We start from the raw sequence: 14,976 nt of genomic DNA on the forward strand, positions 1-14,976 counted from the left end.
ATATAGTGGCCATGCTTTTCTTTTTTTGGTTAATAATAAAATATACTTAACGGTATTTTATTTTATATATTTGCATCATGATATTCGTTTTTAAATTTTAAATTGTTTTAATTAGGCTTGTGTAGGTATTTTTTGATTAGTAATATACCAAATGGTATTATTATTTAATAGCAAATATAGGTAGCTCAAAAGGCAGGTGTTAGCGTGATAAATAGGAATTAGGTACAAAAATAATTTGAGATATGGAACAATATGATCTAGTCATTATTGGCTCTGGGCCCGGCGGATATGTTGCCGCGATTCGTGCTGCCCAATTGGGGTATAAAACGGTATTGGTCGAAAAATACAATACATTAGGTGGAACATGTACCAATGTTGGTTGTATTCCGACAAAGGCTATTTTGGACAGTACCCACCATTATCACGATGCTGTACATCATTTTGCGGCACATGGAATTACGGCGGATGGCTTGTCAGTAGACTTTGGACGGCTGTATGCGCGTAAGGATCAGGTGGTACTACAGAATACACAAGGTCTTAATTTTCTTATGCGGAAAAATAAGATAACGGTGATGCAGGGTACAGCATCCTTTGTGGATAATTCGACATTAAGCATTATCAAGAAAGACAATGTGACCGAGCTTATTCAGGGCAATAAGATTATTATCGCCACAGGGTCGAAACCGGCTACTATTCCTGGGGTAGTGATTGATAAGGAAAGAATCATCACTTCAACGGAGGCTTTATCCCTAAAGGCGCAGCCAAAAAACATGGTTATAATTGGTGGTGGTGTGATTGGCGTGGAAATGGCCTCTATATTTAATAGATTGGGCGTTGAAGTTACGATCATCGAATATGCGGATCATCTCCTGGCAAATATGGATCATGAACTGGGGGATGGGCTCAAAAAAATCCTGTCCAAGGAAGGGATCCGCATACTGCTTCAACAGGCTGTTTATAAAGCAGAAAATTTGGGCGATGGCGCGCAGGTCTCGTTCAAAGATCGATCTGGGCAGGAGCAGGAAATAACGGCTGACTATGTGTTGGTGGCTGTCGGTCGCAAAGCTTATACCGAAAAATTGGGGCTGGAAAATACGGATGTTCAGTTGGATACCAGGGGAACAATTGTGGTAAATAATCAGCTGCAGACCGCTGCACCCAATATTTATGCTATCGGAGATGTGATCGGTGGGGCGATGTTGGCCCATAAAGCGGAAGAGGAAGCACTATTTGTTGTCGAACAGATCAATGGTCAAAAACCGCATATACATTATGATCGAATACCTGCTGTTGTTTATACCTGGCCTGAAGTCGCATCTGTCGGTTTCAGCGAAGAGGAACTCAAGGCGAAGGGAATGAAATATACTGTTGGGAGCTTTCCATTTTCTGCCAATGCCCGTGCACGTGCGGGAATGGACACGCAGGGCTTTGTGAAAGTTTTGGCGGATCCGGTCTATGGTGAACTGTTGGGGGTACATGTGCTGGGAGCAAGGGCTGCAGATCTTATTGCGCAGGCAGTCGTAGGGCTGGAATATGAAATTACGGCAGATAGTATGGCCAGGATTTCTTACGCCCATCCGACGTACTCCGAAGTGATGAAGGAAGCACATACTATTGCATCAGGACGACCATCAGTCAATATTTAACTGTATTTAAATTTGCAGAAGGTCACTGTCGCTGGCTTTCTGCAAATAATAAACAATTGATAGAAACTTTGGTTCGGGGTTTGGGATAAACTATATTTGTTAAATATCAATGAATATTGCCGCATGGACCAACATATATTAACGGAAAACATCCTGAAACAGATTGATCTTACTAAGGAGGAAATGGACCTTTTCTTTTCCTTTGTCAAAATAAAAAAGGTCAAGAAAAAACAGTTTTTATTGTTGGAAGGGGATGTTAGCCGTTATGCACTATTTGTCGTTTCGGGTTGTCTGCGCAGTTATTGTGTGGATGAAAATGGGTATCAATATATTCAGCAGTTTGCACCCGAAGGTTGGTGGATAGGGGATATGTATAGCCTAGTCACGGGTAAGCCGGGATATCTTGCCGTTGATGCTGTATTTGATTCTGAAATTGCCATGATCGCAAAAACGGATCTCAATAGATTGTATACAGAGATCCCAAAATTGAATATTTATTTCAGGGTGTTGGCGGAAAATGCCTTGGTATATTACCAGAGCCGTGCCATGGAAAATCTCCGTTTGACCGCTAAGGAGCGTTATGAACGATTTTGCACACGCTATCCTAGCTTGATAGCCTGTCTTCCGCAAAAGCAGGTGGCCGCCTATATTGGCGTGACCCCCGAATTCTTAAGTAAGATGCTGAATCAATAAGGGAAATCTACCATTTTTCCTGCAGCAATGTTTCCAATTTGCTGATTTCCTCTTGGTACATTGTTTTCTTGCGTGTGCCAAAATAAAGTGTATTCTCAACCGGAGACTGACCTTCCCAGACTAGTTTTATTTTGCCGGAAGCAATAGCTTCTGCACATAAAAAATCAGGAACAATAGAAAAGCCTTTGTTATTGCTGAGACAACGTATAATGGAACTGATATTGGGTACAATGTAATTGGGGCTGAAATCGGGATGTTCGCCAAAATGTGTTGACCAGAAATTCCTGAGGTGATCCATATCTGCGGCAGTGCTGTACCATAGCTGTTTTTTTAATAGCTGGGAAGCTTCCTTAATCTTATTGTCGTGCAATAAAGCTTCCAATTCGGTTGTATCTGTTTGGCAACCTGCGATCAGCACGATACGCTCTTTTGAAAAGGGCTGATAGACTAAATTCTGCTGATTGCCTTTTTGCGGTGTAATAATGAGGTCGAGTAGCCCATTGTCCAGATCCTGTTGCATCTGCGGGTATTCGCCGAATTTAATAATGAGGTTGAAGGGAAGTTGGGCAATATGTTCCTCAAGTGTGTATTGAAAGGTTTCAAAACACATTCCAACGCTGATGGTAATACGTTCATCGAGAGCTCGATTGTGAAAATGTTGCTCGCCTATTTCTAGCTTTTTAAGCGGATCAATAATATAATTATATAAAATTTTTCCTTTCTCTGTCGGTACCATCCGACGTGCTGACCGATCGAATAGTTTGTGCCCTGTAAAGGCTTCCAAAGAATTGAGATGTAGACTCACGCCAGGTTGCGAAATAAATAATTCTTGTGCGGCCGCCGAAAGTGTGCCGGTCTCATAAATCGCCTTAAATGTACGAAGCCATTCTAAGTTCCATTTCATATCTATTATTTTAATGATACAAATATACAATTTAAATTATTTGTATTATCTATAAAAATGATAGAAATTTGTGTTATCAATAATAAAAATAATAGAGATGAATATATTTATTATCAATGGCGGACAGGAGTTCGCACACTCAGGTGGTTCTTTTAATACCACAATTACAAATTGGACAGAGCAAACCTTAGTTAAAAATGGATTTGAAATCCGTGTGACCAATGTAAATGATGAATTTGACGCGATGGTCGAAGCTGAAAATTTTAAATGGGCGGATATCATTGTTTATCACTTCCCTGTATGGTGGTTTCAGGTGCCTAACCGTCTAAAGCTTTATATAGATGAAGTGTTTACAGCTGGACACAATAATGGCATCTATCGGAGTGATGGTCGTTCACGTAAGAACCCGGCAATCAATTATGGTACCGGTGGATTGATGCATGGGAAAAAGTATTTTGTAACATCAAGTTGGAACGCGCCAGATACGGCATTTACGATGGAAGGCGAGTTTTTTGATCAACATTCTGTTGATGAAGGTGTTCTGTTTGGTTTCCATAAGATGAATCAATTTGCTGGATTGGAAAGTATTGGAAGTTTTCATTTCCATGATATGGAGAAAGGCGCAACACAGGAGCGTGTGGATAACTACGAAAAGGAATATAAAGCATATTTGGAAGAGGTATTTTATTTTGAAACTCAGTTATCATGAAGATCTATATAACGGCTATTTTAAAGGCGAATCCGGTATTTCGAATCGAGGTTATGCATACATTGCAGCATATGGTCGAAGAGAGCCGAAAGGAAGCTGCTTGTATACAGTATGATCTGCATCAGCTGGCTGAAGATGAGAATCAGTTTATCTTTTATGAAATCTGGGAAAGTCAAGCCGGACTTGATGCACATAATCAGCAACCTTATATCCTTGCATTTGGCCGAATGGTTGAGGAGAAGCTGCAAGAGATACCACAGATTTACTTAATGGAAAAAATAGCTTGATTCCATTTTGAGAGGGAGGACAAAATTTATAATTTAAACTGGGATCAGACGCGTTTTTATATTAAAAACTGTTGAAATCATTCGTGTTAGCGTTAAGGAGTACTAGCCGTTTATTGCTATTTAGTGACACGAATGATTTTATTGGTTCCTTTTTCAACGCCAATAGTAAGGGGATTCCGTTGCTTCAGACTCTCTTGTAAAAGAGATAACTGATCTTTCCGCTCGTCACCTTTGTTATCCAACCAAAAAGAAGAAGCCATCATACCAATCTGTATCCTGTAAACCGAGTCTTGTTCGGGTACTGCCTGTTCAATAACCTGGTTTTCATACCAAATTAGATTTTCATCGTTCTTTTTGACCGAACATGAAAATAACAGCAGACCGAAGATTAATAGCGTGGCTGATCTAAAAAAATGCTTAAGTGTAAAATCCATCGACGTTTTGTTTGATAACTAAATCTACAGTTTTTTTTCATCTATATAAATTTTTTTTGTTGTGATGAAGCTATCAGATTTATTCGTCGAGTGTATGTTTTATACGGTATTCATGAGCTCAATCGTTCGGTTCACTTGGTTTGAATAAATCATGATGGTTTTATACCTCGTTCCTAAAATCTGCTAAATCTACTACAGATGCTGTACTGTCGGTCATTTTCAAAGCCGTTGTATACGCGCTGTAATGTTGGATTGCAGTGTATGGATGATGAACCGGGTTTGGATTGCTGTGATCCGTTCTAAAAATTGTTTTTTGTATGTTGATAGGCAGCTTCCAGGTGATCGAGAAATTGAAATAGCTTATTGTTCATCTCGGTGTAGTCATAACTGCGGATTTGATCTGGGGTCTGTACAAATCTATGTAGTTTGCTTTTGCGCAAAAGATCTTTCTCTGCCTGAATCAACAATTCGACAACTTCCGAATTGAGTTCCATATGGCATTGAAAGCCATAAACCAGTTCGGTGTACCTTACGATCTGTCTTGGGCAACCTGCACTGACCGCAAGAACTTGACTGGCTGGACTGAGCCCCGGCATATCATTATGCCAGTGACCAACAGGTAGAAATTCGCCAAAATGCCTAACTTTCTGATCCGCCAAACCGTCTTGAGTAAGTTGGATCCCAAAGACACCTATTTCTTTCTCCGGACTCGGTTCGTATGTTGCCCCTAGGGCTTCACCGATCAATTGTGATCCCAGACAGACCCCAACAACGGCTTTTCCAGCATGGATACATTGCCTGATTAAGGCGATTTCAGCCTGTGCATCATAATAAGGATATTCTTGTTGAGACGAATCTGGACTTTGAGGACCACCCATAATAACCAATAAGTCTATCATCGTGCCGTCTTGTGGTAGCGCTTCATATTGATATACCTTGGAGAAACTCGTTGTATGGTGTCGTGCTAATGCCCATTGCAAATAGGCTCCCGGAGCTTCAAAATCTTCATGCTGTATAAAATGCACATTCATACGCTCTATTTTAAATCAAATTCTCGTTCCAATAATAACTATCGGGGGTATTTCGTTGTCCGAATATCGCCGTACCTACTCGTACAATAGTTGCGCCTTCGGCAATTGCTATTTCCAGATCCCCACTCATTCCCATGGATAATTCTTGCATCGATACATTCGGAATATCGAGCATAATGATTTGTTGTTGAATCTGTTTGAGCAACTGGAAACACCTACGGACTTGTTCAGCTTCGGCACTTAGGATGCCAATCGTCATCAATCCTTTTATGCGTAAGCTGTTCAGAGGGGCGATCTGCCTGACGAGGTCAATGACCTGATCTGGGGCGGCACCATATTTACTTTCTTCGTTAGATGTATTGACCTGAATGAGTATATCTATGGTTTTATTTTCGGCTGTGAGTCGCTGATGGAGCTTTTGAGCTAAATCGAGGCGGTCTACAGAGTGCACACAGGAGACATTATATTTAAGGATCTCTTTGATTTTATTGGTCTGTAAGTGTCCAATAAAATGATTGCGATGTGGAATTCCCTTCAGGTCTTCGTATTTCTCCTTTAGTTCCTGCACTTTGTTTTCGGCAATCAAGGTCTGTCCGGCTTGTAAGGCGATTTTAATACGATCCGCTGTTACAGTTTTTGTTGCGAGCAATAATGTTACCTCTTGTGGATCTCGACCACTACGCTGGCAAGCCGTTTCGATACGTTGGAGTATCATCTTTATATTGTCACTGATAGTCGAATTCATTTTTTTGAATTAATTGTTTATCCTATTTTTTTATCATACGATCGATTTGTTCATCTTTATCCAATCTAAAAATATGTTTATCAAAGGGATAAAACCATTTTTTATTGAGACTATAGCTGTCTGATAGAAGCGGCGATGCTCTTTTCGATTGGATTGTCTCCTTTTTCTAAATATGTGGCAATACGTTCCCTTTCGACAGCAGTTTTGTTCTGACTAATCTTTTTTTGCCCCTGCAGATCCGTTACTTCAAGTTCGAAGGCGACAATTCCTCGCATCATGCCTTTTTTAAAACGATCTGAGAGCCCTCGCCATTGGTTTAAATAAGCACTGTCATAGGTCTTGATCATCTGTTCTAATACTTCTATTTTTTCGTCCTCATTATTTATAATCCGTGCTGTTCCGTAGGCATGTACAGCGATATAGTCCCAGGTGGGAACGCTTTCCTCTTTGTCATAATGCATAGGGGATATGTAGGCATGTGGTTCTGAAAAAATAACCAACGAAGTGTTTTCTACGATATACTTTGCTTGCTCATTTGCAACAGCAAAATGCGAACTTAAAAATAGCTTATCTGCATGTTCGTTGATCTGAAAGGGAAGTTGTGTTGCTATCGGAATATTGTCTTTTATGGATACAATCGTTGCAAAACTATATTGTTTCATAAATGCGACCTGTTCCGTATATTCTTTAAATTGAAAATGTTTGGGTACGTACATACAATGGGGTATTTTTTTTGATCATATCAAAAATAGGGCAAAAGTGATGGGAATAAATGGTCCAAATTCAATAAAGTGGATAGTCCAGTGACAATTTTAATGGGTCTAATCGAGATTGTCGGCTATATTTACCTTGATGATAGTAAAAGAAGAAATGAAGAAAGAAAATTACGTACTGCGGCGCTTAGCTCCAGCACAATGGCAAGATTACAGAAGATTAGACTGGAGGCGTTAGATACAGACCCTGGGGTATTTGGAAGTAATTATCAGCGAGAAGCGGCTTACAGCCAGCAGGATTGGGTGGCACTACTTGAGAATCAAAATTGTGCGATATTTGGACTATATGATCATGAGGCTATCGTCGGGTTAACAGGCGTGGTAGTGGACCGTGATGATGCCTCAAATGCTATTCTGATTGCTTCTTTTGTTCGCGAACCTCATCGTGGAAAAGGGTTGTCAAGATTATATTTATCTGGCACGTATTGCATGGGCCCGCCAGAAGGGATGTGCACAGATCACCGTATCGCATCGCGCGGGGAATGAACCGTCAAAGGCAGCAAATCAAGCCTTTAATTTTACCTATACACATTCCCGTGAAGTTGAATGGCCGGATGGTACTGTCGCAGCTGAGCTGATGTATGTGTTGGTTTTATAATTGTTAGCGGACAAGGTCTGTTGTGCTTCATGTCTTGTTATTTGGCAAATTTTTTAGCGCCACCCACGCAGAGTATGACACCAATGGTGACGAATAACATCCCGATATTCACTTCTTCGTGAAGTAGGCTAGCGGCTAAGATTAGACCAAAGAAGGGTTGAAGGAGCTGTAGCTGTCCAATAGAGGCGATACCGCCTTGAGCTAATCCTTTATACCAAAAGATAAAACCGATAAACATGCTAAAGAGGGAGACGTAAGCGAGACTTGCCCAGGCCCCAATGCCAACATGTGCCACCGTGGAGGGAAGAAAAATATAAGTCAAAGGCAGCGCTACTGGTAATGAAAATACCAATGCCCAAGAAATTACCTGCCAGCCCCCTAATGTCTTTGAAAGCTTGCCCCCTTCGGCATAGCCCAGTCCACAAAGAATAACAGAAAATAGCATGAGTATATCACCAACAGGGGAGGAAGATATACCTTGCCTGAGAGCGTACCCAACAACCAAAAGACTGCCCAATATCGAAAAGATCCAGAATACTGGCCTGGGGCGCTCGCCACCACGAATGATACCAAAAACAGCAGTTGATACGGGAAGTATGCCTACAAAGACAATGGAATGCGCGGAAGTCACATAACGTAGGGCCAAGGCACTCAATAAGGGAAAACCAATGACTACACCCAACGCCACAATACCAAGGGATAAAAACTGTGTTTTTTGAGGGAATTTTTCCTTGTTGATCACTAATACGATAAGGGCGAGCATACCTGCGATAGTAGCGCGGGCTACGGTCACAAAGAATGGATCTAAATCTAAGACTGCTATCCGTGTTGCAGGCAATGATCCACTAAATATAATGACGCCGAGTAAACCGTTTAGCCAGCCATTTGATGATTCCGTTGCTTCTGTATTGATGCTCATTGTCAGATTATCTAAATTTTGATACAAATCTCGCGAATAGTTATTATTGAGTACAGTTACAGTTTTTGTTTAATTGATGGATACAGTTATATTTACAAAATGGGAAAAGACTTTCTATATAGTGTTTTGGCTCAAAATATAGCGAGTAAAATAAAAAATGGTGTTCTCAGACCCAATGAACGGCTACCATCGGTGCGCGTGTTGAGTAAAGAACATGGTATCAGTATGAATACAGCTAAGCGGGTATTCCTCGCACTGGAGGCGCAATCACTAATTTATTCGATACCGCAATCGGGATATTTTGTTAACGCATGGAATCAGCATAAGTTACAGCTTCCGGAAACAGGTCAAATACAGCTGATAGCGGATAGTGTTGAACCCAATGAGCTGATCAGTAGCGTCTACGCGAATATGGGCCGTAAAGACCTAACCTTGTTTTCCATCGGTGTTCCCTCAGGGGATTTACTGCCTTTGGCTAAATTAAAAAAGGAAATCGTACTTGCAACCCGGGAATTAGATGCTGGCGGCGCTGAATATGAACCTTTACAGGGGAATTTGAAATTGCGTAGGTTGGTAGCGGCCCGTTCCCTGGGCTGGGATGGTCGATTGACAGCGGATGACGTCATCACAACAAATGGTTGTATGCATGCCCTGTCGCTCTGTCTGATGGCATTGACCAAGCCGGGAGATACCATTGCGCTGGAGAGTCCCTGCTACCCCGGTATTTTGCAGTTGGTTCTGAGTTTAGGATTAAAGGTTATTGAATTGACCTGCGATCCAATGTCGGGGATTGATATCCATTCGCTTGAACGCTTACTGCCCGACATCAATGTTTGTCTGCTTGTGCCCAATTTTAATACCCCATTGGGCTATTGTATGCCCGATAAAAATAAAATGGAAGTGGTCAGGTTACTTGCTAAGCACGCTGTTCCACTGATTGAGGATGATACTTATGGCGATATCTATTTTGGGAGCGAACGACCCAAATGTTGTAAAACCTTTGACGAAGAGGGCAATGTATTATGGTGTGGCTCGGTATCAAAAACATTGGCCCCTGGCTACCGGGTGGGCTGGGTCGCTGCTGGGAAATACAAGGATCAGATTCTCCGCTTGAAATTAATCCATGCCCTGTCATCCACAACATTAATTCACGAGGCAGTGGGTAATTTTTTAATGACTGGAAGATACGATCATCATCTCTATGATCTTCGGAAAACATTGCAAGAAAACTATCAACGGTTTGCCAATGTGATCGCGGAGTCTTTTCCGGAAGGAACCCGGATCAGCAGACCTCAAGGAGGGCTAGCACTCTGGGTCGAGTTGCCAAAAAGCATAGACACGACAAAGCTTTACAACTACGGATTAAAAAAGAAAATGAGTATTGCTCCAGGGAGAATGTTCACCCTGCAAAATCAATTTCAAAATTGTATGCGCCTCTGCTTAGGACTACCCTGGACGGATGAACTACGTTTTGCGCTGGTGCAGTTGGGAAATCTAGCCCAAATGATGCTACATGCCAATAAAACTGATCCAGAAATAGATCAAAGACCTTAATACTATTTATCTGTGTTTTTAGGCTGGTATTGTGGTACATGATCCAATTTTGCAAATAGATGCGGGCCATTCATTTCAATACCTGCAGCCAGAAAGTCATTGAGAATATGTTGATAAATTTCGGATTTGGCCAGCTCAATTTCCCCAGATTTGGAAATATAAACATTCAGCTCATAGAGGACATAAAAGTCGTCTAGTTTTTTTTGTAATACAAATGGTGCTGGGAGTTGATTGACACGTGCTATACGTGGGGGAATATTTAAGAGCAATTCGTGTATACGTTGCCAAGGTTCTTCATAGCCTACTGTGAGTTCAACCTGAAAACATATTCCTTCTTCTGAAAAGGTAGAATAGTTAACAGTATTGCCCGATAGGATGGACGAATTTGGAATGGTGATTTCCTCATTTTTAATTGTTCTTAATCGAGTTACCAAGGGTGATTTTTCAATGACAACGCCTGTCTTATCCGCAATTGTAATTCGGTCACCAATGCGGAAAGGTCGCATATAGGTAATGACAAGACCTGCAATAATATTTGAAATGGCTGAGGATGATCCAAGGGAAAATAGCACCCCAATAAAAACAGATATTCCTTTGAAGATGTCTGAATTGGCGCCCGGTAGATAGGGGAATATAAGTACCAATGTAAAGGCGTGTAATAGAAATCGGACAATGGTAAATGTAGGCATAGCAAACTCCCGGTGAAAGCCATTGACCTCTAATTTACCTTTATCAATCTCGTTAAAAATATATTTCACAAATCGCACTGCATAACGCATGACAAATAGAATGACGAAAACAGTGATCAGATTTGGAATATAATCCCAAATGGCGAAGACCGCTTTTTTCAAAGGTTTGGTAAAAAGTCCGATCAGATTGGAGGCCCAGCTTTGCGTAAACGGAAAGACACTGAAAACAATGGGAAGCATGATAAAAGCGATCAACACGATCAGTCCCCAACGTGCAATATTGATTGTGTTAATGAAAATACGGGTTTTCTGAACGGAAGTGACCAGCACATAATTTTTGATCTTAACGTCCTTGATCCGCTCTGTACGTTCGGTCAATAGGCGATTCGTGCCATACTTTTTTAGTCTATTGATAAAAAATACCAAAATCGAAAAGATGATAAGGATAAGAAGGACAAGCCCTGTACGGATCAGCACTTTGGTAATGCTATTGTCTGCTCTTTCCTCACTGATGGCCTGTTGGATACGCTTGAGGTATTGTCTGGCAATCTCTTCTTTGCTTTTACCCTCCAGTAGGGCGTCAAGTTCTGTGATGGAAGTAATGATCAGATCTTTGTAAACAATATCGGCGCTGATTTCGTTGTTTTCGATTTTGAAGGAATCTACTTTTACAAAATCATCTTCATAGAGATTCTCAATTCTGTTGACCACATTGTAGGCGCGATCTTTGGCCAGGGATGACCCCAATTTGTTATAGATATAAAAAAGGGTATCATTAAATGGTGCGACGGCATAACGCTTGGTGTTTTTTTTGATCGAGTCGACTTTGATTTTTAATTGTTGCTTGCGTAGGCTGTTTTCTTCGTCAAAGTCATTGAGCTGCTGTTTTAGATTCTCTTTCTTGGGACTATTCTGACTTTTGAGACTGGCGATTTCATGCTGTAATTTCTGACGTTCGAGCGAATCGTTGATCTGTTGTTGTCGGATATCATTTAATAAGGTACTTAAACCAAGTTCTTTTTTATTGATTGAATCGTTTTCTTGCGCATAAAGCCCAACAATTGTTGAACAAAAGCATAGTATAATCGTAAAGAAAAAAATGTAAAATCTTCTCATATTCTCCAAGGTAAAATTGGTACCAATCTATCAGCGTAACCAATCTGATCCTGATCGGATAGCCAAAGATAATAATGTTTTTTATTGAACCCAGTTATTGGATGTTCTATTCTTTTCCGATTACCTTTTTTATCCTCTATTCTATTGTGAGACCAACAGCAATATGATATAAATTGCATATAAAATGATACGAAGAGGCTGCTGAATGTCAGTTATTCCAACGTTATTTGTTGTGAAGCTCATGCTTTTTTAACGCAATTTTAATAATTCATTTTTTTATGCCTGAAAAACAGCTAGGTCGCTAATTTTATCAAAATATATGATCAAACCCTTTAAAAAACCTATTTTTAAGATGAACAAACTAGGAAAAGTGAGTATTTGTTGCTTGTTAGCTTGTATAACGAGCTTTTTTGATGCACAGGCGCAACAAAGAAAAGCGCCAGCTTACCCATTGATTACCCACAATCCAAACTTTAGTATCTGGTCGATGACGGATCAGTTGAATGCATCGACCACCAAACATTGGACCGAAGCGGATCATTCACTCTTGGGGCTGATTAATGTCGACGGCAATATTTATCGTTTTCTTGGTAAGGAGGAGCCCAATTATAAAACGATTCTTCCCACTGCGGAAGATCAGTCTTTTACTGTCCAATATACCGAGTCTAAACCCGAGGGAGACTGGCAGTCCTCTTCTTATAAAGCCAGTGACTGGAAATCAGGTGCTGCTCCGCTGGGAGATGATCAAAAACATGTCAAGACTTTGTGGAAATCGGATGATATCTGGGTACGTCGTGCCTTTAATGTGACCGACCCACAAGGCATCAACGAACTCTTCTTAAAATTGAACCATGATGATAATATTGTGGTGTTTTTAAATGGAAAAAAGGTTTATGAAAAGACGGGTTGGACAAACAGCTTCCAGTACTTGCCGATAAATAAGTCGGACCTAAAGGCTGGCCAAAATCAGATCGCTATTCACCTGCGCAATACTGCCGGAGGCCGTTTTCTTGACTTTGGCTTAGTAGATAGGCTCAAAGAGGGGGGACCTAAAATACAAACTGCCCTACAGAAAGATGTGGAGATAACAGCCACACGTACCATATATAATTTCCAGGCAGGCAAAGTCGATCTGAAGCTTACATTTACATCGCCGCTATTGATGGATGATCTTAATCTTTTGGCTCGTCCTGTATCTTATATTACCTACCAGGTAAAAGCAAATGATGGAAAACAACATGCTGTAAAAGTCTTTTTAAGTGCGGCATCCAACATTGCGGTTTATAAACCATCGCAGGAGGTTGTTGCTGAAAAATATGAGACTGACAAATTAGCTGTTTTGAAAACAGGAACAGTCGAACAGCCTATGTTGCAGAAAGCAGCCGATGATATGCGTATTGACTGGGGGTATTTTTATGTCGCCTCACCCAAAAAAGATCAGTCGCAGCAGTTTGTAAGTCCAATGGCAACGGCTGTGGATGACTTTAGAAAAGGGAATACAAAGTCAAAAAGTACAAGAGGAACAGCATTGTCCTTGAATACGATCATTCCTTTTGGGACGGTGGGCAACAAGGAAGTCGAACGTTTTGTTGAGCTTGGCTATGATGAAATTTATGCTATCCAATATTTCAAAAAAGATCTGCGACCTTGGTGGAATAATTCTGGTAAGGAAACCATCGAAAATCAACTCACATTAGCGGCCAATGAATACCGCACAGTAATGAACAGATGTGTTGCTTTCGATAAACAGGTCTACGCGGATGCGCTAAAGTCTGGAGGAAAGGAATATGCACATTTAACAACACTGGCCTATCGTCAGAGCATTGCTGCGCATACCTTGGTGAAAAGTCCACAGGACGAATTGCTCTGGTTGTCCAAAGAGAACAACAGTGGTGGTTTTATTAATACGGTCGATGTCACTTATCCATCGGCGCCCCTATACCTGATCTATAATCCGGAATTGTTGAAAGGCATGTTGACGGGTATCTTTTACTTTAGTGAAAGTGGCAAATATCCTCACCCTTGGGCAGCACATGATCTGGGTACATATCCATTGGCCAATGGACAGACTTATGGCGAGCCAATGCCTGTCGAAGAGTCTGGAAATATGATTATCTTGACAGCTGCGATTTCAAAAGTACAGGGGGATGCAAGCTATGCACGTAAGCACTGGAAGACGCTCACCACTTGGGTAGACTATCTTGTAAAGGATGGTTTTGATCCTAAAACGCAATTATGTACAGATGATTTTGCGGGCCATCTCGCCCGTAACGTAAACTTATCGGTAAAGGCTATTGTGGGGATTGCCTGTTATGCGCAAATGGCTGAAGCGATCGGTGAAACTGAGGCGGCGAAGAAATATCGTGCCATTGCGGAGGAGATGGTGCCAAAATGGATGGAAATGGCAGATGCCGGAGATCATTACGCGCTGACATTTGACGATAAAAATACCTGGAGCCAAAAATATAACCTGATTTGGGACAAGGTGCTGGGACTAAATCTGTTTCCACAGAAAGTCTATAACACAGAGATCAAGTATTACCTTACCAAACAAAGTAGATTTGGAATTCCATTGGATAGTCGAAAAGCATATACCAAAAACGACTGGATTTTGTGGACTGCAACTTTCGCGCCGACAAGAGAAGAATTTGAAGCTTTGGTGCATCCGGTTTACAATCATGCGATCCAAACAGAATCACGTGTTCCACTAAATGATTTTTACGATGCAAATACAGGGATACGTGAGAATTTTAAGGCGCGTAGTGTTGTAGGTGGTTTTTATATGAAGATGTTATCAGATAAACTTCAGCAAAAATAGATATATGAATACCTTATAAAAAGTACTTCATTTTATATACGAAAAATTAAGGGAACCAAC

14 protein-coding genes are annotated in these 14,976 nt (G+C 40.9%); 7 read left to right on the forward strand and 7 right to left on the reverse strand.

Annotated elements, in window-relative coordinates:
* Nucleotides 1-242 precede the first annotated feature (242 nt).
* Entirely contained in the window at nt 243-1,646 is a 1,404-nt protein-coding gene (lpdA, locus tag LC454_RS16360; protein WP_223583547.1) for a dihydrolipoyl dehydrogenase, read from the forward strand.
* Nucleotides 1,647-1,769: 123 nt separating this feature from the next.
* On the forward strand, nt 1,770-2,339 hold the full coding sequence (locus LC454_RS16365; protein ID WP_120259001.1) for a Crp/Fnr family transcriptional regulator: 570 nt from the start codon (nt 1,770-1,772) through the stop codon (nt 2,337-2,339).
* A 7-nt stretch (nt 2,340-2,346) separates the two neighbouring features.
* Here the strand turns inward: LC454_RS16365 and LC454_RS16370 are convergent, their stop codons facing one another.
* Nucleotides 2,347-3,243 carry a LysR family transcriptional regulator gene (locus tag LC454_RS16370; protein ID WP_223583548.1) on the reverse strand — a complete coding sequence of 299 codons (897 nt, stop codon included), beginning with the start codon at nt 3,241-3,243 and terminating at the stop codon, nt 2,347-2,349.
* A gap of 97 nt (nt 3,244-3,340) precedes the next feature.
* On the opposite strand from LC454_RS16370, the gene LC454_RS16375 reads away from it, so the two are divergent.
* On the forward strand, nt 3,341-3,952 hold the full coding sequence (locus tag LC454_RS16375) for an NAD(P)H-dependent oxidoreductase (protein ID WP_223583549.1): 612 nt from the start codon (nt 3,341-3,343) through the stop codon (nt 3,950-3,952).
* Complete coding sequence (locus tag LC454_RS16380) at nt 3,949-4,239, forward strand: putative quinol monooxygenase (RefSeq protein WP_223583550.1); 291 nt, start codon at nt 3,949-3,951, stop codon at nt 4,237-4,239. Before LC454_RS16375 ends, LC454_RS16380 begins: the two co-directional genes overlap by 4 nt.
* Before the next feature lie 116 nt (nt 4,240-4,355).
* Here LC454_RS16380 and LC454_RS16385 read toward each other — a convergent pair whose 3' ends face one another.
* The 4 genes from LC454_RS16385 to LC454_RS16400 form a co-directional block, all read right to left on the reverse strand.
* Nucleotides 4,356-4,673, reverse strand: coding sequence for a hypothetical protein (locus LC454_RS16385; protein ID WP_223583551.1), 318 nt, complete (start codon nt 4,671-4,673; stop codon nt 4,356-4,358).
* Nucleotides 4,674-4,972: 299 nt separating this feature from the next.
* Nucleotides 4,973-5,704 (reverse strand): glutamine amidotransferase-related protein, encoded by a 732-nt coding sequence (locus LC454_RS16390; RefSeq protein WP_223583552.1) that lies wholly within the window; start codon nt 5,702-5,704, stop codon nt 4,973-4,975.
* A 10-nt stretch (nt 5,705-5,714) separates the two neighbouring features.
* Complete coding sequence (locus tag LC454_RS16395) at nt 5,715-6,449, reverse strand: YggS family pyridoxal phosphate-dependent enzyme (RefSeq protein ID WP_223583553.1); 735 nt, start codon at nt 6,447-6,449, stop codon at nt 5,715-5,717.
* Between the two features lie 110 nt (nt 6,450-6,559).
* The gene (locus LC454_RS16400; protein WP_223583554.1) at nt 6,560-7,165 is read right to left on the reverse strand and encodes an FMN-binding negative transcriptional regulator; all 606 of its coding nucleotides are present in this window, start codon (nt 7,163-7,165) and stop codon (nt 6,560-6,562) included.
* A gap of 198 nt (nt 7,166-7,363) precedes the next feature.
* Between LC454_RS16400 and LC454_RS16405 the strand changes: the two genes are divergently transcribed.
* A complete protein-coding gene (locus LC454_RS16405; RefSeq protein WP_223583555.1) occupies nt 7,364-7,708 on the forward strand; it encodes a GNAT family N-acetyltransferase in 345 nt (114 codons plus the stop codon).
* 149 nt (nt 7,709-7,857) lie between these two features.
* On the opposite strand, the gene LC454_RS16410 is transcribed toward LC454_RS16405, so the two are convergent.
* Complete coding sequence (locus LC454_RS16410) at nt 7,858-8,739, reverse strand: DMT family transporter (RefSeq protein ID WP_223583556.1); 882 nt, start codon at nt 8,737-8,739, stop codon at nt 7,858-7,860.
* A gap of 99 nt (nt 8,740-8,838) precedes the next feature.
* Between LC454_RS16410 and LC454_RS16415 the strand changes: the two genes are divergently transcribed.
* Complete coding sequence (locus LC454_RS16415) at nt 8,839-10,293, forward strand: PLP-dependent aminotransferase family protein (RefSeq protein WP_223583557.1); 1,455 nt, start codon at nt 8,839-8,841, stop codon at nt 10,291-10,293.
* 2 nt (nt 10,294-10,295) lie between these two features.
* Here LC454_RS16415 and LC454_RS16420 read toward each other — a convergent pair whose 3' ends face one another.
* Complete coding sequence (locus tag LC454_RS16420) at nt 10,296-12,098, reverse strand: mechanosensitive ion channel family protein (protein ID WP_223583558.1); 1,803 nt, start codon at nt 12,096-12,098, stop codon at nt 10,296-10,298.
* Nucleotides 12,099-12,450: 352 nt separating this feature from the next.
* Between LC454_RS16420 and LC454_RS16425 the strand changes: the two genes are divergently transcribed.
* Nucleotides 12,451-14,916 (forward strand): glutaminase family protein, encoded by a 2,466-nt coding sequence (locus tag LC454_RS16425; protein ID WP_223583559.1) that lies wholly within the window; start codon nt 12,451-12,453, stop codon nt 14,914-14,916.
* Nucleotides 14,917-14,976 lie beyond the last annotated feature (60 nt).

Source organism: Sphingobacterium sp. GVS05A, from assembly GCF_019969845.1.
Lineage (GTDB): Bacteria > Bacteroidota > Bacteroidia > Sphingobacteriales > Sphingobacteriaceae > Sphingobacterium.